A 22,903-nucleotide genomic window follows, 5' to 3' on the forward strand; every position below is an offset into this window, starting at 1 on the left:
CTTTTCATCATCTTTAGTGAGAGTAGTGGCATGACCAAAGAAGATTCTGTAATGGAATTGGAGGAATAGCCACAAGTCATTTATTTATTGAATAAAACTTAATCACTACTCATGGATTCTGGTAAGACTCAAAAGGTCACGAATCTGACGAGAGGAGTGATAAACCATGAAACAAACAGTAAGAGAAGAAGTTATCTTAAAAGATAACAAGCTGCGTTATGCAGAATATTACGGAATGACGGAGACTTTTGATGAATTATATGGAAAAAGTTGCAATGGAAATACTTTCCATCATCTTATGGATATTATTACCTCCGATGAAAATATTCAACTTGCTTATCGAACAATCAAAAGTAATAAAGGTAGCAGAACCAAAGGTATTGATGGTGTAACGATTAGAGATATCGAAAAACTCCGCTACGCAACTTTTCTGGATATTGTGAAAAAAAGATTCAAAAATTATTCACCAAGAAAAGTTCGTAGAGTAGAAATTCCGAAACCAAATGGTGGGAAACGCCCATTGGGGATCCCCTCAATTTGGGATCGAATTGCTCAACAATGTATTTTACAGGTAATAGAACCAATTTGCGAAGCAAAGTTTTACAAGCGTAGCTATGGATTTCGACCGCAACGTTCTACGGAGAACGCTCTAGCTATGTGTCTACATCGAATAAATAAAGTTCATATGAGTTATGTAGTAGATATTGATATTAAAGGATTCTTTGACCATGTTCATCATGGGAAACTAATGCGCCAAATTTGGACATTAGGTATCCGAGATAAACAATTATTGGTTATTCTTCGGAAAATGTTAAAAGCACCAATCGTTTTTCCTGATGGAAATATTAAAATTCCTACCCTCGGAACCCCCCAGGGAGGCATTCTAAGTCCATTGTTAGCAAATATCAATTTAAACGAATTTGATTGGTGGATTGGCAAGCAGTGGGAAGAACGTACGTGTCGGGAACTTAAACCTTATTTTAGCAAAGAGGGTCATTTAAACAAAGGGTATTGTTTTACTAAATTACGTAAAACAACTACTTTAAAGGAAATGTATATTGTTAGATATTGTGACGACTTCAAAATCTTTTGTAGAAACAGATCAGATGCACATAAAATATTCCACGCTGTTAAATTGTGGCTAAAGGAACGATTAAAGCTTTCTATCTCAGAAGAAAAATCGAAGATCACCAATCTAGAAAAAGAACCAAGTGAATTTCTTGGTTTCACACTTAAACTTGTTTCAAAAGGAGGCAGGAAAATCTGTCATTCCCATATTTCGCCAAAAGCACTAAAGCGTATTAAATTGGGCCTCAAGAAACAAATGAGAAAAATTGAAAAGGTTGGAACACGGTCATATATCGTCAAAGAAATTCAGAAATACAATTCTATGATAATTGGTATTCACCAATACTACAGCATGGCAACTCATATAAATATCGACGTTATGCCAATCAATTATCAATTAATGGTTAGCTTTTACAACCGTTTCCATCTCCATGGGCTAACAAAAATTGGTGTATATAAAGGTCATGACAAAGGAATCAAGAGATATCTAAAGTCAAAGCAAGTAAGATACCTACAAGAATATCCTATCTTACCTTTAGGCTATGTTCAAATGCGAATACCTATGCTAAAGAAACATGCCTACAATAAATATACGCCAGAAGGGCGACGTTCGATACACAAAGAACAACAGTCTGTTCCAGCTTGGAAAATACACTGGTTGCGTCAACATCCTGTGATAAATAAGAGAGCAAGTATTGAACTCAATGATAATCGCATTTCACTATTTGTCGCACAAAAAGGAAGATGCGCAATAACAGGAAAAGAACTGTTTCTGGATGACTTCCACTGTCATCATAAAAAAACTTGGAAAGAGACAAAAAACGATTCCTATCGGAACCTAGTTCTTGTAACAAAAGAAGTCCATATGCTTATTCATGCAACAAAAGGTGAAATAATCAGACGATTGTTGAAGCAATTAGCATTGCCATCAGACCAATTGGAAAGACTAAATAAGCTTCGCGAATTAGTAAATAATCCTGAAATACCAATACCCAATGAAATAGTAATGAGCAATTGACTCTTCTTTTAACTGATTCAAAGATTAAGAAAAATGAATTCAATAAATAAACGATAGAGCGCCGTATGAGGTGAGAGTCTCACGTACGGTGTGGAGCGGGGGAAAATCTGAAGATAACTTCAAAGGATTACCTATCGCTATTTAACAAATCAAATTCTGGCCGAGCAATTATTTCATCGATGGCTCGTGTGGGACGTTCTCAAATGAATCAATTAGTGTTAGATACTCAGTTTATTGATGATCTAGGTACTGAGGACGAAAAAGGAAACTATGGGATTGTCTTTGCTTTTGATGAAGATAGCGAACGAGACAAAATTCTCACTCACTTAGGTCTTGAATGCAATGAAGAGAATCGAAAAGAAATGAAACGCATGATCAAGGGCCAATGTTGGATGCGTGATATTTATGGTCGTGTTGGAAAATTAAATGTTCATAGTTTGTTTGAAGAATTCACGGAAGCATTGAAAACAACGGAGAAAACTAGTAACAGTGAAGCCGAAGAACAAATAAATTAGAATTACTATTAGACCATAGACAAACCAAAAGTTAAATTGTTATACTTTTAGTTATATTTTAACAAAAGGATGATGATAAATGAAAAGAATAAGTGTTGTTGGGATTTTGATTATGATGGGAATCGTTTTAAGTGGATGTAGCGGGAATAAACTTAGCGGAAAATGGGTTAGTTATTCAAGCCACTCTGAAAAATCTAAAATGGTCTGGGAGATTGACAAAGAACAAAAGAAAATAACCGAAACGGATTATTCTAATGGGGAAAAAGATGATGTTACAGTAGTTAATATTGAGGTTGATGATGAAAAAGAGCTGATGACTGTTTCCTTAGGTGGGTTAACTGAAACACTTCCTTACACGTTGAAAGATGATAAGTTAACAGTAGATGATGAAGAATTCTTCAAAGAAGGTTCGAAAGCAGAAGAACAAGCAAAAGAGAAAGCTAAAAATAGTCGCCTAGAATCTGAAAAAGAAGAAAGTGTAGAAAAAGCTAAAGAAGCAAAACTTGCGAAAAAGGAAAAGGCTTATAACAAAACGGTTGAAGCTCTGGAAAAAAGATTAAACGAAGAGTTCAAGAAAAACTATCAAGGTAATTGGTATTTAGGTGAAGGGATTGATACTGAGTCGTATTTCCCTTCAACAAGTGTTACCAAATTAACGTTTGCGGATGATAAGATATCTGAACAGAGTTCCCAAGTTAAAGCTCCAAAAGATGATCCTAGAGAAGTAAAAAAAGGTGATGTAACACACTATACTTTCTCAGGAATAAGATTACCGAAGAAGTCCGATTATACTGAGGACGATTCTGATTATGTTTCATACAACGAGTATGAACTTCCAGAAACAGAAAAGGAAATAGAAGCCATCAAGACACTCCAAGATTTTGCAAATTACGAAAAGGAACACAATGTTAGAAAAATCGTTTTCGTTTATCAATCGAATGGAGGAAGCATGTCCGATTCAGAAATGGTTCTGAATGTTAATGATTTATCGAACATTATCCCTGGCAGTAGCTTTTCTGATGACACTTACAAAAAAGAGTTACCTTCTGGTATTCAGGAGAACGATTTCGATATTTAATCAGAAAATCAATCCATGTTTTTTTAAGAGTCTGGAAACGGGCTCTTTTTTATGTTCAAAATTTAAAAGGGGGCTGATCTGGTATTGATGAAAAAGAACAAGCAAAGATCCATGTTTGCCTTACTCGCCATCCTTATGTTTCTATTTTTATCTATATCAGCTTATGCTAAGTCAGATAATAACGAACTCTATACGGTTGGGAAATATCATTTAGATACGTTTTCTTCATATATAAGTGATACAGACTATTCGCTTGGAAAAATGTTATTCGGAAAAAACGGTACGGACTTTATCCAGATGATTACCAACATGTCCTTTAGTTCGAATAAAATTGTCTGGCAAGTGTTTGATTTCATCATTGAAAAGCTTTATAAAGGTGCGGCAATGGATGGACTTATCCATACCTTTTTCCAATTTTCTAAAAATATTTACGATAAGCTTTTTAATGTAGTTGGATTAGGATTAACTGGAGGATATGTCGTTTATATTTTTTATTTGTATGTTTGTAAAAGTGGGAACCAAGCAAAACGAGCGTTGACCCGTTTTTTATGTGTGATTGGATTTTCAATTCTATGGTTTGGAAATGGCACAGTGGAAAGTCAGGGAGAAAAATTGACGAAGGATTTAAATACTTGGTCAACTGCTGTAGAAGGCTTGATCTTTGAAGCGACCAATGGAATTGATGGTCTGAGTGTTGCGACAACCAGCGAGGATGCGATCAAACAAATAAGAAAAATGTACTATCAAAAGACGGTTGTCGATCCGTATCTATTGTTGAATTATGGAACGACGGATATTGAAGAATTGGCGAAAGCGGGAATTGATCCGACAGAGTTTTTGTCCGAAAGCATCAAAAGTGAAAACTTGGAAAATATTTCGGATGTTGTGAGAGAGGCAGCAAAAGAAGATGATGAAAAAGCAGAATCTTATCGTGCGTTCATTCAACCAACAAAGAGTATTTATAAGATGATCGTTGGGTTAATGAGTCCAAGTTTAAATGTATCTGTTGGGATTCCTATCTTGATGATCGGAATGGTTCGTTTCTTGTTCCAGTTAGGCGTGCTGTTGATGCTGCTGGCAATCGCTTTTATGTTGATCGTTTCCTTTTTCCCAGGCATGGACTATATGATTTTTCGTGGGTTAAAAACGTTTGTCGGTTTTGTCTTTCAAAAATCGATTTATAGTGTGTTGATTCTAGTGGCTTTCCTTGTTTTCAATATTATTGATGATTTGATCCTAATGAATACCATTGCTGGGTTTATCGGTAATATGTTTGTTCGAGGGATTGTTTCACTGATTGTATTCGTAAAACGGAAAGATATTTTAGCAAAGCTGGGATTAGGACAAGCGGATCATACATTATCCAAGACAAAATCCAACGCAAAGAATACGACAAGAGAAGTTAGTAGAACCATTCATAGAGGAAAAGATTTAACGGAACGAGCGATTTTAAGAGGGGCGAATGTTGCTGGGAAGATCCATCCAGGCATATTAGCGGCAAGTCAGTTGTTTAAACGGACAAAACAGCAACAAACAACGCCAGTAAAACAATCGAATGCCAAGCCTTCGGAAATTGCTTATGGTAGAAGAAAGCAATTACCATTTGAAGGAGAGAAACTACTTGTAAACAACCAACCAATCATTGGAAGTCCGCCTGCAAAAATGCCACGTCCACGAAAAACGGTAGAACCAATGAATGTACAAGTACCAACTCCAATTGGTGATTCCATTCCATTACCTGTTTCTGCTTTGCAAATCGATCAATTGATTCATACTGGTAAAGTCGCTGGAAAACCCAACCGAAAAATGAGCTTGGCACAACCATCAAAAAACTATATTGGTCAGTCAGTACCGTTAACTCAGAAAACACCAAGGTTAATTGCGAATGATTCATTAACACAACAAATTGCTCAATTGAAGCAATCTCGATCAATGATTACTAATCAAAACTCGTTGCAATTGATGCAACAAATAAGTGGTCACACTCAAAATGATCGAACAACAAAAATGACGGGAAGCTCAAAAAAGCAGATTACTATCGATCCAGGTTCAAGTGACCACTCGAAACCAATTGTACCCGATCAAACGATTGAAGCAAAACTAGGGAAAGATTTTACTTTGCCGGAAGGCAGAAGCCCGCAAATTTAACATGTACGTTCAACCCTAGAGAAAATCAGTCTCTAGGGATTTTTCTTTTTGGAGAGGATTGCTGGGATGGAAGAAACCAGAAAAAAACGAGGCTGCGGATGCGGTTGCCTAGGCTGTCTGATTCCAGTATTGATCGTTGCCTTTTTGTTCATCTTAGGAATGTACATTATGGGTGTAGACGATGAAGACCTTTGTGAGGATAGACCTAGTGCAATATCTATTGATATTGATAATGCTGGATCAGAAGAAAATGCAAAAGCCATTTATGATTTTTTTATAACAGAATTGGAGGCAACACCACAAGGAGCGGCAGGACCAATGGGATGTATGGATTTTGAAAGCGGCGGATTCAATCCAGCCATTGAAAATCCATTAAGTGGCGCTTTCGGTTTAGCGCAATGGTTAGGTTCCCGGAAAGAAGCGTTACGATCGTTTGCGGCAGAAAAAGGGAAAGAAATGTCGAATCTGGGTATCCAGTTGGAATTTCTGAAAAAGGAACTAGAGAATCCCTATTATGCTAAAGCGAAAGCTGCATTACAATTAACCGATGTTCATGAAGCTCAACAACAATGGCTGCTTTGGTTTGAAGGACTCAGCCAGGATTCCTCTCAGTGGCATTCAGAAGAACGGAATGCTAGGGCAGACAAATGGTTTGCGAAGTTTGGTAGCAGTGATCCCATTTCTGGGGTGGCTATGGAAAATGCAGCGAAAGGTCAGTTGGAAAGTTTAGCGGCAGAATGTGCGTCAGTCAGCACAGGGGATGGCGGTGATATCCTTGAAACCGCAAAGGATTTATTGGGCTACTTCAGTTATTCTCAAGAAAGACGGACTCAATTTGGGACAGTCGAGAAACCTGATAAAAATGGTTTTACAGATTGTTCCAGCTTTGTTTGGTTTGTGCTGACGAAGGCTGGATATGAAACACCTCAAGTACCATGGGCAACACCTTCCATGACAACAGATGCACGAGGATCAAAACAATATCTTCAAGAAATCCAAGAAAGTAAAGCGAAAGCAGGGGACATTATTGTTGTGAACCTTGGAGGTGGATTCGGTAATGATGGACATACCGCAATTCTAGCTGAAAACTATCACGGTACGAGTACAAAGATCATTGAAATGGGTGGATACGGTGCCGATTCAGTCCATGAAGGGCAAATTGACACGTCATTCGGTTATCTTTTAGCAGGTGATATTTGTTTTACGAGAGTAGTGGATGAACCAAAAAATATTTGAGATAGAATTTTTACACAATGTAACTAACTAAATAAACTAACGATTTTCAAAAAAAATTTTGTTAGTGAAGGATACTAGAACTACTAAGAAGTATTCTGTATGAAATGGAGCCATTTATGAAAAAAAGTCGAATAATTGAGTTAATGCTATTAATAGTAATTCTTGGGATTGGTTATTGGAATGTGAAGCAGCAACAAAAAATACTTTATCTGAGAAATTCAGTAGAGAGTTTAGTAGATGATAACAAAAAGCTAAAAGTGAAGCAAAAAGGACTTATATCCGAAAAAGACCGATTAAAAAAAGCAGCGGAATCTTCCTCCAAATATCTGAAAAGAATTCAAAAGGAAATCACTAATACAGGTGTTAATATTGATTTAAATGATGAGTTCGTTGCATTCGTCTCAAAACTGTTCGAAGCTAATTTAAATTTTTCACCTAAGAACTATATTGACAAAAAGAAGACAGTTTCGAGCTATCTGTCTGATGAGTTAGTTAAGGAATACTTTGGTCAAGGTAGAAATACTTATCAAGAATTCAATCATACCACTTCAAAGCTAGAGTCAATAGAGGTTTACCCTAAAGAGATTAAAAATACTAAATTAAGCGGTTTAGTAGTGGTTTACTACAAAAGTAAGCAAGTTGATCAATATTGGATTAAGGGAATGAATATCTTTAAAGTGACATATGATAGTCATACTAAGAAGGTTACTGAAATAGAAAATTTAGGTAGTGGTTTTTCTGAAAAAGAGGAATGACAACTTATCTAGTCAATGATTTTCAAAATTGAAGACAAGAAAAGTTTCAAATTTCTTTATTTATAGTTAGGATAAATGGATCCTTACAAAGAAGATTTATAATATAAAAAAGAGGTTTAAGCTCATATTGCGAGATGAAACCTCTTTTTAACTTCCTCAATTCAACTTTTGAGAATCCATAACATGAATGGTAAATTCGAGTATTCATGGAAATAAAAGAGTTGGAATAATACTAAGAGCATTTTTCATATACAAGCTAGATAATTCTAATTTATACATTGAATATCCGCTTAATCTATTTGGACAAGCTAAGAATAAACCTGAGCCTGATGACTTGATAATAAAATAGAAAGAGCAGCTTCATTCTTCCATCATACTTTAATTTTATAGAAAAAGCAGTCTAATAAAGTAGAATTCTTCCAACAACTAACAATTATTATCACATAAAAATAGACCAATCGGTTGCTGAAGCCAATGGGTCTATTTTCTTTCTCATCAAAAAAAGTCTTTATTGTCTCTTTAAAAAAACTACATACGATTAATACTAGGCTTCGGGTGTTGTATAACCATACCCGAAAATTCTATAAGTAACTATCACATCATTTGTTTCTATTTTCCCATTAATATTATCAGGGTAGTCTTCGTAATTTTCCCAATAGCATATTCCAGTAAAAACCCCATCTTCACCAGGTGAAGCAATATAATCAACCAAAGTATCCTTATCATCATAAATAGTAAATCGCATCTTTGCAGGAAGAGAGTAGGATTCACCAATTTTGGTTGGGATAACAATATCATCTACTGGTTTTCCTTGATCATATCGTATGTCTTTGTAATCCAATTTCATATAATATTTTTCTAAATTTGGATAGAACGGATTGTAGGATCCATTATTTTCTGTCGTTAAATCAGGTAATACAAATGGTTCTCCATTTCCGTCTACAAATTTAATAGTAATAGTCGCTTCAATATTCTCTTTACAATAAATATAGTTGACTGTTTGCTTTTCTGAAGTAAATTTTCCAGAAGCATTTTCAGGAGTTACAGTCAATTTATAGCCTGGAATATCTTGAACGTTTGTTTGGTAATTTTCTCCAATAGTCCCTGTTAATATTATCGGATCAATCAATGCTGCTCCAGAATCATCCAGATAATTTACTATAACTTCACTTTTTTGAGGAATAACTTTGTAAATAAAGCTGACTGTTTGCTTCTTTTCAGTGAATTTTCCTTTAGAATTGATAGGTATCTCCGTTAATATATAACCGGGTATTTCTTTAGCCTCACTCTGATAGTTGTCCCCAATATTTCCACTAAGTTCTATTGCTGGACTAAGTTCTTTATTATTTTCATCTACATATGATACTTCGACAATTCCTTTGCTTTTAGTAGGAGGAGTATCTTTGTTTTTAGAGCCACGGATGTATCCAATATAGTCGTAATCCTTTATTGTTTGGAGTTGATTTGAGTAGGCGGAACCTAACTCAAGTGATTCGGTCTTACTAGGTAATAAGTCTACTGCACTTGCCTTCACTGTTTCAAGTAATCCTATATTCCCGATGATGATTGAAAATAAAAGAAACTTTTTTAAGAATCTTCTCTTGAATAGAAAAACTAATAAAATAGTTATAAATAATAGACAACCTACTAATGGAAAAACTATATTTGCTTGATCCCCAGTTTTTGGAAAAGTTTTTATTATTGTTGAAGGAGAACTTGTATAATTTTTAGAAGTTGATTTATCAGATGTTGATTTCAGCATATTTTGACTATCATCCTTTAGTAATGAAATAGGACGATAGACTAAAATGACTTCTTCTTGGTCATGCTGAATCTTAAAATTAGGTTTAGAATAAATTATTGTCTTTTGCTGATCAGATGTTAGATTATTTATATCTGTGTAGCTAGTTTTTACAGTACTTGTACTAGCAGCAAAACCAGTGATAGCGCTCATAAAAATAGCGTGAAAAAGAATAAATAAAAGAGAAATCGATTTAATAATATTTTTTTTAAAAGTGACCATCCGTACACACCTTTTGGTTAATTTTATTTTACATTTAGTATTATACTTAATTTCTATTGATAAATAAAGTGAAGATAGCATATATGTTATGTTATTTTTTTGTATCATAACGAAAAAAGTACTAAACAGCTATAAGAAGCTGATTAGTACTTAAGGTTGAATACGGTATTTTAAATCATCGGAACCGACCATCTACGTGCGATGATAAGTTAAGCCCATTTGGATACACACACGCAAATCATCCATTGGTAGTGGCTGAGTAGGATCAAGAATGATTGCTCTATTTTTAGAAAATTCTAAATCTCCTTGAAACATTTCGCGAAATTGTTCAATAAGATGAGTTTGGCAATGAAAGAAAAGGGCAATCTTATCCTCACCAAAAGTATCTAAGCGGATAGGTGTTCCCTTTTTCACGGCATAGGAAGGTTGATTCCACTTCAAACTTTCTATGATGCTTCCATCAGAGGATAGTTCTCTAACAATATCAAAAATCAACTGGCGGATTTCTAGTAAAGCTTCTCTTTTAACGGATGGGTATCCATCAAATTTTCTTTTTACGTTAAGGTCAGAAAAAGATTCCATTTGTGTTACCTCCTTTTGACAGGTATCCATAATTCACTTCGGTATGAGTCAGCAGTCATATCTCCTTGAAAATAAATTTCGAAACGAGGGAGTGGTAATTGCTGAAATTCAGAGTTTGGCAACCAGTTATAAATAATTTCTTTTTTTAAATCCATCATAGCATTCGGAATAGGACCTGTACACTCGAATTTAAGCCATTCAGCTTCAGGAAAATCAATGTGGTCCAATCCTTCTTGTGCATCTACCTTACTAGTTGTTCCAATAACGTAGTTAAAGTTTCCCTCCCCACATTCATCAGAAACACCTAAAAAGCCATTCACTTCACCGTCAGAAACGGATAGTAGCTGAGACATTTTTTCTGGAGTCAAAGCCGCCCACATAGAAGCGATCTCTTCAAAATTTTCTTTATTATCAATAACTGAAAATTGGTTTTTAAAACCGAGTACTTTAAATGCTGATCTTTTTTGTAAATGTCGATTCATTAAATATCGCCGCCTTTTCTTTTATATTGATAGTATGCACTATCAATAGTGACAGCTATATGTCATCATTTAGAGAATTATTTATTTTTTGTATGATTCGTGTGTATTCTTGCTTCAATTCATCTGGTTCTAAAATAACCACATTTCCATGGAATCGAAGAAGGTAGGTGGCAGTTTCTTCAATGGATGAAGAGGAGAAATGTACACGTATTTTATCTTCAAAAATTTGCAGTTCATCATCCAAATAGTAGTCATACAATTTGCCTAACATTACTTTTTTGAATTCCAACTTAATTTGAAATTCTTTGGAAGGAGTAAGGTCGACTTTGTCATCAATTCTCAGATTAAATTTTTCAGAGGTCAAAGCAAAGGATATAATTCTAGTTACTTTAAAAAAACGAAAAGCTTGTCGCTTCTCACAATAGGCGCGTAGAAACCAGCTTCCGTTGAAGAGTCCCAACTCGTGAGGTTCGACTGTCCGAGTTGTTTGTTCACCTTGTCCATCTATGTATGTGATTACTGCTTTTAGTTTTTGATTCATTGCTTGGCGAATTTGTTTATTTATAGCATAGATATGATGTTCAATCGCTGCGCGATGAACAGTGGGAGAGCCCAGCGACAATGACTGATCTTCTAGAGAAACATTTGCTAACAGTCGAACCTTTTCTTTCAAAACACTTGGTTCAATAGTTTCACCAATTATTTTTTCGTTGATCACTAAGGAATCTAAAATGAGTTTCTTTTCAACCTCGGTAAAGCTTAATGATCGTAGCTTGAAGGAATCAATAAGAGAGATGCCGCCATTTCGACCATAGCTGGAGCTGATCGGAAAGCCGGCATTTTCAATTGTTTGAATATCTCGAAAAATAGTTCTTTTAGATACATCGAATTTTTCCGCTAACTCCGAAGTAGTGATAACGTCATTTTCTAAAAGCAGCACAATAATTGCCAGTATTCGTTCTATTTTTTTCATTTAGTTCACCATTGTCCTGGAGTGAGAGTGCGATCCGTTATTATGAATTTGCATTCCTTTTGAATTTTCATAGATAGTCTTCAGCCATTCTGGAGAAACCGCTGACAAAATGATACTCCTGTTTTTAGTAGATTTTACGATCCAACCCTGTTGTAAAAAGGTTGAACAAATCTCTAAACCTAAAGGCCCCGCAAGATGGAATCTTCGTTCACTCCAATCCATACAAAGCTTTCCATTTAAGGATTCCGGCGCTTTTATACCAATCCTTCTGAAAAAGTCAGCGCCTGCTTCAGTCATACTAACCTCATGATTTTTCTTTTCTAAATAATGCTTTTCTAGCATGAAATCAAATAACCCTACTCCGAATTCACCTGCTAAATGAGAATAACAGGTGCGTGCTTCTTTTATTTCCAAGTACTCTTTCTTTTGATTATAGGAATTGATTTTTTTGGGTGCGGAGATTGTCATTAATAATTCTATGATGTTGGCAATAGAATCGTTAATCAGTCCATAGTAGACATTTTTTCCTTGCTTATAGGTGTCGATCCATCCCATGTTAGACAATTTTTTTAAATGGTAGGATGTCGTACTGAGAGAGACGTGCGTTCTTTTTGAAAGCTCAGTGACTGTATAATAGCGATTATCAATCAGAACTGTCAGTAATTCTATTCTTGTAGGATCACCAATAAGCTGGATTGTTTCGGGAAGATTTGGTGTGCCATCCATTCGTTTCATCTCTTTTCTATACTTCGACCGCCATCAAAGTATCTTTATGGTAATTTTTAATCATCATATCAGAAGAGAGAAGTGAATAGAATGATTATTACTCAAAATCAGAAAGACAAGGCAGCTCAATTTCAAGAAATGCACAAGCGAGAGGGAGTATTCGTGTTGCCAAATATTTGGGATACTGGTGGAGCGCGGATTTTTCAAGATAGGGGCTTTGAAGCCCTTGCGACTACTAGTGCGGGAATTGCTTTTGCGAATGGTTTTTCCGATGGTGAAGAATTACCACTTAACATTCTACTGGAAACTGTTAGGAGAATTACGAACAGAATTACCATTCCGCTATCTGTCGATTTTGAAAGAGGCTATGGGGAAAATGATAGCGAGATCTACGAAAACACGAAACAATTACTATTTGCCGGAGCGGTCGGCCTCAACATTGAAGACGGATTGCCCAATAAAAAAATTTCTGATACGCAAGTCATGAAGAATAAGCTTGATTGTATGAACGAATTGAAAAAAGAGCTAGGCCTTAATTTTTTGATCAATGGGCGAACAGATATCTATTGGAATGAGATTGGTGATCAAAGGAGACGATTAGCTGCGACGATCGAACGGGCGAATAATTATTTTTCTTGGGGAGCCGATTGCGTATTCGTTCCAGGAAATATTTCATTCAATGAGTTAGAAAAATTGGTGAAAGAGGTAAATGGACCAATAAATGTTTTATTAAGTAAGAATTTAAAAAATATAGCTCAATTACATGCGTTAGGAGTAAAAAGAGTGAGTTTAGGCTCTTCATTAAGCAGAAATAGTATCCATAACTTATTCAACGAAAGTGAAAAGATAAGAGAAAATGCGTTTGAGTCGTTGTTGACTGACACACTGTCTTATGACTTTGTGAACCAGTTCTACGAAATGAATGAAGGAGGAGAATAGATGAAATACCTAGCAAACTATAAATCTTCCTTTATCCTTCTGATAAGTATTGCTATAGGGGGAGCCGTTGGGGTTATTTATCCTGAGAGTTCAGTAATTACGTATCCAATAGGAAGCAGCTATCTCAATTATCTCTATGTTTTAGTGGCACCATTGATCTTCTTTAGTATTGTTTCAGCCATTATCTCAACTAAAACAATGAAAAAGGCGCAACATATTCTGTTTCTAGGTATGGGCACTTTTTTACTGCTATCTTTAGCAGCAAGTCTCATTGCATTACTACTAGGAATGTCGTTTCCCTCTATGATTGACACTGACAACAGCTTGATTTTAAAAACACTGCCGAAAGTAAATGATAACGTGGATTTTTCAGAAAAAATAATTGGTATGATTTCTGTTAAAAATCTCCCAGAACTGTTTCATTCAGAGAATATGATACCCTTGTTGCTTTTTTCAGCCTTGTTAGCCGTTTCAATTCGGAAACTGGGAAGCAAAGCTCAACCTATAAATGCCTTCTTTTCGTTAACTACCGACCTTTTATACACAATGATGTCAGTAGTAATGAAATTTGCTCCTATTGGTTTTGGTTGCTATTTTTCATATAGTCTTAGCCAAACTGGGGCAACAATAGTAAAGAGCTATGCGAAGATTTTTGTACTCTTTCTTTTGTTTTCTTTTTTGTTTTATGGCATTTTCTACAGTATAGTAATCTTTTTTTCGGGAGGTTTAACTAAGCTAAAGCAGTTTTGGCAATTTAGTACTGTACCAGTATTGACAGCTATCGCTACGGCATCAAGTTCAGCATGTATTCCAGCTAATCTAAAGGCCTGTGACCAATTGGAAATTGATCAGGATGTCTCTAGAACAATCATACCTTTAGGGGCGAATATCCATAAAGATGGTGCAACAGGGGCAAGTGTTTTAAAAATTTTGTTAGTTTTAAGTCTTTGCAATATTAATTATATGGACTTACCTACATTAGCCTTAGTAATTTTTACTGCAATCTTATCAGGAATCGTAATGGGTACTGTACCTGGTGGAGGGGTTTCTGCAGCACTATTGATGATCTCAATTTTCAATTTGCCTAATGAAATGATGGCGATCGTTATTCTATTAAGTACGGTGTTCGATATACCAGCAACAGTATTAAATTCTGTGGGTAACATTCCTAGTGCAATTATTGTTGACAGACTTCTATTAAACAGAAAGTGAAAATTATAAAGAGAGGTATATCATCAATTGATTTCAATAAAACAGTCTTTTGAAAACAACAGAGAGCATTGCATAGCAACTAAATCTGGAACAATTTAAAGAATAAAAGGCTACATTACCAAATGTAGTCTTTTATAATGCGGAAATTAACAATAAAGACTTTCAGATTTTTCAACAGTATAGATTAAAAATTCACTATTGGTTAATAATATTAATTGCTTAAATGAATTAACTTAAAAATGTAATTATTTGTGAAGTGACCAATTTTTTTATCGTAGGATTAAAAAAATGGACACGTACATTTAAAAAAATATACAATTAATACATGATATGATATTATTTTAAACTGTAGCAAGAAAATAAGTGATTCATATTATTATTATATTTAGTTTTAATTAAATTATGTTGAGGAGGAATTCTAATTATGGAAATTTTGCTACTAACAGAAAACATTCTTGCTGAGGAAAAATTACAAAGTAAAATACAATTATTAGGCCATGAAGTTTTTGTAAATAAAAGTTTTCTTACTAACGTTAATGATATTTTTCATATTAATTTTGATGTGTATATCGTAAGCAATACTATTCCGAAAAGCAAAGAGGAAGAAATAAAATCACATGCTACAAAAAGGGCGATAGGAATAATCTTTGTATGTGATTCTCTTTTAGGTAAAGAGAGCACCTCGCTTTTAGAAAAAATTTATATAACGAGAGACGAAGCTTTAGAAGATCTAAAAGAGAAGCTTGAAGTATCAAGTAAAGAAGCAAGGATTAGGATGCATCAAATGGATTCTAATAAAGAGAAAGAACATCATATGGTAAATACGGATCTTCAACTAAGTACAAATGAACAAAGAGTGTTTTCACTTCTAACTGAACATGAAGACGATGTTCTATCACGTGAGGAGATATGTAGATATGTTTGGGACAGTGACTATACGGATTCTCGTAAATCTCAACTTTCTTCACTTATTAAAAGAATTAACATCAAAATGAAAACCAGTTCAATGTCGTCACATGAAATTAAAACTTTGTGGGGAAGAGGGTACGCGTTTAGCAAGGTTAGTTAAACGGTGCCAAAAACAATAAATGAATAACTTAGGGAGGAACGAAAAAGATAATGAAAATTCTTATACTCACCAAAAATATTTTAGCTGAAAAGAGCAAACAACAAAAGCTCCAAACTCTAGGCCATGAAGTATTCGTTAGTAGCAAATACTTGAAGGATTATCTAGAACATGATCCTGATAGAAAAATAATCAACCAATTCAATGTATGCGTAATAAGTAAAACGATTTCTGATAGAGAAACAAATGAACTCTTTTCTAAGTTTCATGATCAAACATACAATTTTCTTCGTGAAGTAGAAGAAATACCTGAGGTACTAATAGGTGAGTCTCATAAATATGTTTTAGACAATGCTTCTTTGGTCGAACTGCGTGAAGCAATAGCCTATTTAGTGGAAAAAGTGGGTTGATTTATTTTCAAAATTTTATAGTTAAGGAGAGTTTAGATGAAGAAAAAATCAATTACAATTATAGGTACGGCAATAATTGCATTCAATCCTGTAATTCAGCCTGTAGTGGGACTTGCTGAACAAACACAAACATCAGTCGCTGATCAGGAGGATAATGAAACCGCTAAAACTAATCTTAAATCAGAACTTGAAACAGACATTCTCAATTCAACGAATCAACCTTTAAATGAAACTACCGATTCGGAAGAACCAGAAAATGAAGTTACTGAAGAGGAACAAGAAGCCGACTCTAACACTTCTATAGAAAAAGATACAGATTCAGAAACCGAAGGAAGTTCGATCGAAGAAGATCAAGAAAAAAAAGCAACGAAAGCTGAAAAAAGTTCTCTTCAAACAGATGGTATTAAGGTCGGAATCAATGCGCCTACAAAATTCCAAACTTATACGGATCCTGTTTCAGGGGTAAAACCAACAGAATTGACTGTCGCATTAGCAGTATCAATTAGCCAAGCAGGTGTTGAAGGTGCAACGATCGAAGTACCCTATGGTTTTACACCAGATAAATCAAATCCGACTTTTGAGCATTTCACAATGACAGATGCAATTTTTAGCTTTGTTGATCCTGGAACACCTAGTGAGGATTCAATTGTGGAGTCTTATGAAGAAAAATTAGATGAAAACAAATTAATTATTCATTTAAAGAAAACAACCACAACAGTTGAAACGTTGAATTTACGGTTTAAGTTCAATGAAGATTACAACGCGAAAATACCTGCTGATCAAGTTATTTGGGAAGGATTAAAGGCTACTACTTATGATTCAGAAAGAACAGAAATGGGCAGTACAAATGTAATAAATGTTGAATCAAACGCTGTGGATGGTTTTTCGGTTACAGTGGAAAGATTTAGTCCAACTGATGAAAAATATAATAGTGGACCAATTAGTACTCGTGGATACCTTTTCAATCGGTTTAATCAGTATAGTTTGTTAGATATGTCAAATGAGGATATCAATCAAATGTGGGTACAAGTACCTACAGGTTCAACTATGAATTCTGTTTACACTAATGTTTTTGGAAAAGATGGGAAAACATCTGCTGATAATCCAGATATTCCGACAGGGTATACACGTTATTCAACCAAAATGAAAGATAATTCTACTAGTTTCCCCGTATGGGCATATGCAGGAAACATCAATGACAACCGAAGAATGGTAGACGCCGAGTTTACACCACCAGCTAGTATTAATGAGGGTGACACCTTCAATATAACACTAGGAATGACCTACAAAAAAATAAACGGAAAAGTCACTACTGTAAAGGAAGCTAAAGAATATATAAAGTCAGACTTAGATGAGTGGAACTTATACATTCCTGCTACCAATAATACTGGTGGTAGTGCACAAGCATTAGTTGCACTTGGAGATCCTTTGTCTGTAAGTAGGTCGATGAATACGGGATATAACTATACTCATAATCAAACAACTAAAAATACTGGAAAAAAACCGATAAAAAATACAAAATTTACACTTTATCAAGATGAAACGGTTAGTCAAAAACTTAATTATGAATCAGTTGTATTAGCTGGTGTAATTGATCCGAATGATAGTGAGGCTGTACAGGGTCACTATCGAACCGAGGTTATTATAAAAAATGCAAAAACAGGCGATACCCGAACGGTTGACGGTGGGGCAGGTACTACAAAAGTAGAGATTGCCTTACCTAACCTGAACGAAAGCGAGTTTATCAGTGAAATTGTAGTAATACCCATGGGGACAGATGGAAATACGGAAGGGGAACTTCCTTCAAAAAACGGATTCAAAATCAGTTATACAGCAAAAAACTGGGATACAGATACATGGCCTGATGGAAAAAAAATAGCAACGAATACAGTTACCAAAACCACTACTTATTGGACATTAGATTATGACGATGAGAAGGATGGTAAGGCACCAATACCTACACAACAAAAATCTCAAATAGGAAATATCTATTATACACCTGCATTTATGACTGATGCAAAAGTAGCTGTGACTAGCAGTGACTCTACCGATAAAAAACCAGGTGAGACTGTTAACTATAATATTCTAGGATACAATCTAGCAAGTGCTGTAGGTGATTGGGTTAATCCAGAGATTCGAGTTAGTATCCCTAAAGAGCTACAACTTCAGGATCCAACCTCTTATAAAGACTATACTGATTTAATTTCTGGTACAAACTACTCTGATTCAGTAAAAGTATCATTAATTTCATCAGATGAAAAATATAATTATTATAAATTTGAGACAAATAATACTGCTAAACAAAATGGAAATACCCCTAGTTTTTCTATACCTTTAAAATTTAAAGTAGCACCGGGTACAAAAGTTGGAACATACAATGTTTTATATGCTACGGCTAGTCATAATATCCCTTCATTTGCACAATTTGGAGGAACTAATAATCTAAGTGACGCTGTAGCAAAATCTTTTGGCTTCGACAATTCAATTCCTAGTTCTTACACAGGTTTTAGTGGTAACACACCATTAACTGTCGTTTATGCAACAAAATTAAACGGTGGAACTGCCGGAAGAAAAGCTTCTTCTGACGATTGGTCAAATATCACCAATTTTGCTGTAGAAAAAGGTGGTTCTCCTCAGATGAAAGCCTCGGTTCAAAATACGGGGAATACGAACTTTAGCAGTGTTCGACTTTACGATATCTTGCCTTCTTCAGACGATGGGCGTGGCTCGACGGGGAATGTTTCCTTTGATGGTCTAGAAAGTGTCGATGGTGCGACTGTTTATTACACGACAAAACCTGTTTCTGATTTACCCAATTATGAGTCTAACTTACAGGAATGGGATGCAGCAAAAATTGCCTCTTATGGCTTTACTACATCAAAACCAGCGGAGGTATCTGATGTAACAGCAGTCTTCATTGATTTTGGTTCAAAAGTTGTTGCACCAAATAATAGTTTGGATACAGTTTTGAATTTCTTAATCCCTAATGCAGATAATCAAAAAGCGGTCAATCAATTCCAATATTCCGCAAAAGAGGAAGGCTCAGGAACAACATTAAATGCGAAGAGCGATTCAATTGTCTTTAGTACGGAAGTTGCACAAATTAATTTTGATCAAAACTTACCAGCTTATTTGCCTGAAGGCGTTGAGAATGCGACAGATATTCCTGAAAGTCAAAGTGATTTACTTGATGTCAATGGGGACGGTTCTGTAACAATTCCAGATACCATACCTACATTGACAGGATACGAATTCGTTAAATGGGTTGATAAGGATGATGCGAAGAAAGAATATCAACCCGGAACTACGATTAACTTTACAAGTAGTAGTTCAAAAACCACAATTGACTTGAAGGCTACTTGGAAAGCGAAAGCAGTCCATGTCACCTACAATGAAAACTTTGGCAGTAAGCCGAATGAAGTGAAAAAAGAGTATAGTTTTGGTGATACAGTAGATTTATCCGCAGTAACTACACCAAAACGTACCGGCTATGAATTTGTTGGATGGAGCAGTTCAAATGTAGCGACTGAAGAAGACTTTAAGGATGGTTCGAAAATCAGCTTTACTTCGGACAAAACAGTCTATGCTATTTGGAAAGCAAATACGTATACAATTTCATTTGATGCCAACGATGGTACTGGCACAATGGCTGATCTACCGATGACATATGATGTGGAGAAGACACTTCCTGAGAATACATTTAGTCGAAAGAACTACATTTTCCAAGGCTGGTCAACGAAGGATTCCGGTGCAGTAGAAGTTAAGAACAAAGCGGCTGTCAAAAATCTGACAGACAAGGCAAAAGGCTCTGTAACACTTTATGCCGTTTGGAAGCTTGATCAAACAGAAATTCTTGTTAAAGATTCAACGATTTACTTAGGAAATACTTGGAATCCTGAAGACAACTTTGTAAGTGCAAAGGATGAAGACGGAAAACCAGTCACGTTTGATAAAGTAACGGCACCGACTGCTGATAAAGTGAATACTGCGGTAGCAGGGGATTACGAAGTTACTTACAGCTATAACGGAAAAGAAGCCAAAGCGACGATTCATGTAGTAATTAGTCAAGAAACATTAAAGGCAAAAGATGTAACAATCTACGAAGGCGATTCATGGACTGCTGAGGACAATTTTGTTTCGGCAACGGATAAAGATGGTAAATCAATAGCATTTTCTTCAGTAAAAGTTTCTGGGGTTGATGACGTAGACACTACAAAAGAAGGAACCTACAAAGTAACCTACACTTACGGAAAACAAACGGCTGTCGGAAATGTAATTGTTCTAAAAAATCAAACAAGTATTACAACGAAAGATTCAACGATTTATGTTGGAAGTACATGGAATCCTGAAGATAACTTTGTTTCGGCAACAGATAAAGATGGATCACCAGTAGATTTCAGTAAAATTACCGCACCTGCCAAAAATGCTGTGGATGTTTCTAAAGTTGATGATTACGAAGTGACGTACTCGTTTAACGGCAAAACAACGAAGGCCACGATTCATGTAGTAGCGAATCAAGAGACCTTAGTGGTTAAGGACGTGACAATTTATGAAGGAGAGACTTGGACTGCGACAGATAACTTTGTGAGTGCAACGACGAAAGATGGCTCAAAGGTAGAATACAAAGATATCACTGTAACTGGAGATAACGCGGTAAACGTAAATCAAGAAGGTAATTACAACGTGACTTACGTTTATGGCGATCAAACAGCTATTGGAAAAGTAACGGTTCTGAAAAATCAAACAAGTATTGTTGTGAAAGATTCAACGATTTATATCAACAGCTCATGGAAGCCAGAAGATAATTTTGTCAGTGCAACAGATAAGACTGGCGCATCTGTTGAATTCAGTCAAGTGACCGGACCAGCTAGTAATGCAGTTGATGTGGCAAAAGTTGGTGATTATGAAGTTACTTATAAATACAACGGAAAAGAAGCAAAAGCAACAATCCATGTAGTTGCCAACCAAGAAACCCTAACCGTGAAAGATATTACAATTTATGAAGGTGAAACTTGGAAAGCAGAGGACAACTTTGTAAATGCTACAACGAAAGATGGCGATGCGGTTGACTTTAAAGATGTCAAAGTAACGAATACTGATACAGTAAACACAGCGGCAGCTGGAGTCTATGAAGTAACGTATGCTTATGGCGATCAAACAACGATTGGGAAAGTTACCGTATTGAAGAACCATACAAGTATTGTTGCAAAGGATTCAACGATTTATGAAGGCAGCACATGGAACCCAGAAGACAACTTTGTCAGTGCAACAGACAAAACTGGTGCTTCGGTAGATTTCAGTCAAGTAACATCGCCTACTAGTGATGCCGTCAATGTATCAAAGATTGGGAAATACGAAATCACCTACAGCTATAATGGAAAAGAAACGAAAGTTACTGTTCATGTGGTGAAAAATCAGGAAACATTAACTGTTAAGGATGTCACAATTTATGAAGGTGATGCTTGGAAGGTCGAGGACAATTTCGTTAATGCGACTGGAAAAGATGGAGCTACGATTGATTTTTCAGATGTTAAAACTACGGGAGATGACACAGTAGATGCTTCAAAAGAAGGTATCTATGAAGTGATCTATGAATATGGTAATCAACAAGTTATTGGTAAAGTGACTGTCTTAAAAAATCAATCAAGTATAGCGGCGAAAGATTCTACAATCTACGTAGGCGGCAAATGGAAGCCAGAAGATAACTTTGTTGGAGCAACAGATAAAGCAGGAACAGCAGTAGCCTTTGATCAAGTGACTGGTCCATCAGCTGATGCAGTCAACGTGAGTGAAATTGGAGATTACGATATTACTTATAGTTTCAACGGGAAAGAAGCAAAGGTGACAGTCCATGTGATTGAGAATCAGGAAACATTGACAGTCAAAGATGTCACCATCTATGAAGGCGATGCTTGGAAAGCAGAAGATAACTTTATCAGCGCAACAACAAAAGACGGCGATGAAGTTGCTTTTAAGGATATCAAAGTAACTGGCGTAGAGAACGTCGATACGAAAAAAGCAGGCACTTACAAATTGATCTTTACACAAGGAGAAGTTAGTCAAACAGCCAATGTTATTGTCTTGAAAGATAAAGCAAGTATTACAGTAAAAGACACAGTTGTTTATATCGGAGAAACTTGGGAAGCAAAAGATAATTTTGTATCTGCAACAGATCGCTACGGAAATGGCTTAGAACTCAGTGATTTAACTGTTTCTGGTAAAGTCGATATGAACAAAGTTGGAACCTATGAAGTCACCTATTCATTGGAAACACCGAAAAAAGAAAGTCGAACTGGCGGGACGGAATTGCCTAGCTCATTAGCAGCAATTGCCAAAATTCAGGTGTTAGATAAGAAAAAAGATACATCAACTGACACTTCGAACAGTTCAACTCCTAATAAGACAACAGGTAAATCGGGAAATACAGGATCATACATTAGAACAAATACACTACCAGATACAACAAGTCGTACAGTAACTTCAAGTCAAAAGAGCTATCCTCAAACAGGTGAGAAAAATTCACTTGTGCCAATTGTTTCAGGCGCTTCACTCATTAGTGTAGCTTCGATAATTGCTTGGTTCAGAAGTAAACGAAGAAGAGGATAATCTGAAGTTGTAAGAAACTGTGCCAAGATTTTTTGGCACAGTTTTTCTGAGTAAGAAGATAGGAGC

At 35.7% G+C, this 22,903-nt stretch carries 16 protein-coding genes; 11 read left to right on the forward strand and 5 right to left on the reverse strand.

Annotation, left to right across the window (positions count from 1 at the left end; all coding sequences use genetic code 11):
• Positions 1-166 precede the first annotated feature (166 nt).
• The 6 genes from ltrA to IGI52_RS01870 all read left to right on the forward strand — a co-directional run bounded on the left by ltrA (position 167) and on the right by IGI52_RS01870 (position 7,818).
• Positions 167-2,086, forward strand: coding sequence for a group II intron reverse transcriptase/maturase (gene ltrA, locus IGI52_RS01845; RefSeq protein WP_438780261.1), 1,920 nt, complete (start codon positions 167-169; stop codon positions 2,084-2,086).
• Positions 2,087-2,193: 107 nt separating this feature from the next.
• Positions 2,194-2,601, forward strand: a complete 408-nt coding sequence (locus IGI52_RS01850) for an ATP-binding protein (protein ID WP_438782209.1) — start codon at positions 2,194-2,196, stop codon at positions 2,599-2,601.
• A gap of 79 nt (positions 2,602-2,680) precedes the next feature.
• The gene (locus IGI52_RS01855; RefSeq protein ID WP_438780262.1) at positions 2,681-3,679 is read left to right on the forward strand and encodes a hypothetical protein; all 999 of its coding nucleotides are present in this window, start codon (positions 2,681-2,683) and stop codon (positions 3,677-3,679) included.
• 87 nt (positions 3,680-3,766) lie between these two features.
• Positions 3,767-5,827: a CD3337/EF1877 family mobilome membrane protein gene (locus IGI52_RS01860; protein WP_438780263.1), complete on the forward strand. Its 2,061-nt coding sequence runs from the start codon at positions 3,767-3,769 to the stop codon at positions 5,825-5,827.
• 66 nt (positions 5,828-5,893) lie between these two features.
• Complete coding sequence (locus tag IGI52_RS01865) at positions 5,894-7,063, forward strand: phage tail tip lysozyme (protein ID WP_438780264.1); 1,170 nt, start codon at positions 5,894-5,896, stop codon at positions 7,061-7,063.
• Between the two features lie 116 nt (positions 7,064-7,179).
• Positions 7,180-7,818, forward strand: a complete 639-nt coding sequence (locus tag IGI52_RS01870; protein ID WP_438780265.1) for a hypothetical protein — start codon at positions 7,180-7,182, stop codon at positions 7,816-7,818.
• Between the two features lie 544 nt (positions 7,819-8,362).
• Here IGI52_RS01870 and IGI52_RS01875 read toward each other — a convergent pair.
• The 5 genes from IGI52_RS01875 to IGI52_RS01895 all read right to left on the reverse strand — a co-directional run bounded on the left by IGI52_RS01875 (position 8,363) and on the right by IGI52_RS01895 (position 12,604).
• Positions 8,363-9,841, reverse strand: a complete 1,479-nt coding sequence (locus IGI52_RS01875) for a MucBP domain-containing protein (protein WP_438780266.1) — start codon at positions 9,839-9,841, stop codon at positions 8,363-8,365.
• A gap of 192 nt (positions 9,842-10,033) precedes the next feature.
• Positions 10,034-10,423 (reverse strand): DUF1801 domain-containing protein, encoded by a 390-nt coding sequence (locus IGI52_RS01880; RefSeq protein ID WP_438780267.1) that lies wholly within the window; start codon positions 10,421-10,423, stop codon positions 10,034-10,036.
• A gap of 5 nt (positions 10,424-10,428) precedes the next feature.
• Entirely contained in the window at positions 10,429-10,905 is a 477-nt protein-coding gene (locus IGI52_RS01885) for a GyrI-like domain-containing protein (RefSeq protein WP_438780268.1), read from the reverse strand.
• A gap of 55 nt (positions 10,906-10,960) precedes the next feature.
• Entirely contained in the window at positions 10,961-11,878 is a 918-nt protein-coding gene (locus IGI52_RS01890; RefSeq protein WP_438780269.1) for a helix-turn-helix transcriptional regulator, read from the reverse strand.
• Complete coding sequence (locus IGI52_RS01895; RefSeq protein WP_438780270.1) at positions 11,879-12,604, reverse strand: ArsR/SmtB family transcription factor; 726 nt, start codon at positions 12,602-12,604, stop codon at positions 11,879-11,881.
• Positions 12,605-12,694: 90 nt separating this feature from the next.
• On the opposite strand from IGI52_RS01895, the gene IGI52_RS01900 reads away from it, so the two are divergent.
• The 5 genes from IGI52_RS01900 to IGI52_RS01920 all read left to right on the forward strand — a co-directional run bounded on the left by IGI52_RS01900 (position 12,695) and on the right by IGI52_RS01920 (position 22,837).
• Positions 12,695-13,543, forward strand: coding sequence for an isocitrate lyase/PEP mutase family protein (locus IGI52_RS01900; RefSeq protein ID WP_438780271.1), 849 nt, complete (start codon positions 12,695-12,697; stop codon positions 13,541-13,543).
• Positions 13,544-14,755 carry a dicarboxylate/amino acid:cation symporter gene (locus IGI52_RS01905; RefSeq protein WP_438780272.1) on the forward strand — a complete coding sequence of 404 codons (1,212 nt, stop codon included), beginning with the start codon at positions 13,544-13,546 and terminating at the stop codon, positions 14,753-14,755.
• A 424-nt stretch (positions 14,756-15,179) separates the two neighbouring features.
• The gene (locus IGI52_RS01910; protein WP_438780273.1) at positions 15,180-15,824 is read left to right on the forward strand and encodes a winged helix-turn-helix domain-containing protein; all 645 of its coding nucleotides are present in this window, start codon (positions 15,180-15,182) and stop codon (positions 15,822-15,824) included.
• Between the two features lie 50 nt (positions 15,825-15,874).
• Positions 15,875-16,231, forward strand: a complete 357-nt coding sequence (locus tag IGI52_RS01915) for a hypothetical protein (RefSeq protein ID WP_438780274.1) — start codon at positions 15,875-15,877, stop codon at positions 16,229-16,231.
• Positions 16,232-16,267: 36 nt separating this feature from the next.
• Positions 16,268-22,837: a bacterial Ig-like domain-containing protein gene (locus IGI52_RS01920; RefSeq protein WP_438780275.1), complete on the forward strand. Its 6,570-nt coding sequence runs from the start codon at positions 16,268-16,270 to the stop codon at positions 22,835-22,837.
• The last annotated feature ends 66 nt before the right edge of the window (positions 22,838-22,903 follow it).

It is taken from the genome of Enterococcus sp. DIV0187 (assembly GCF_051713785.1).
In the GTDB taxonomy this organism is placed as follows: Bacteria; Bacillota; Bacilli; order Lactobacillales; family Enterococcaceae; genus Enterococcus_A; species Enterococcus_A avium.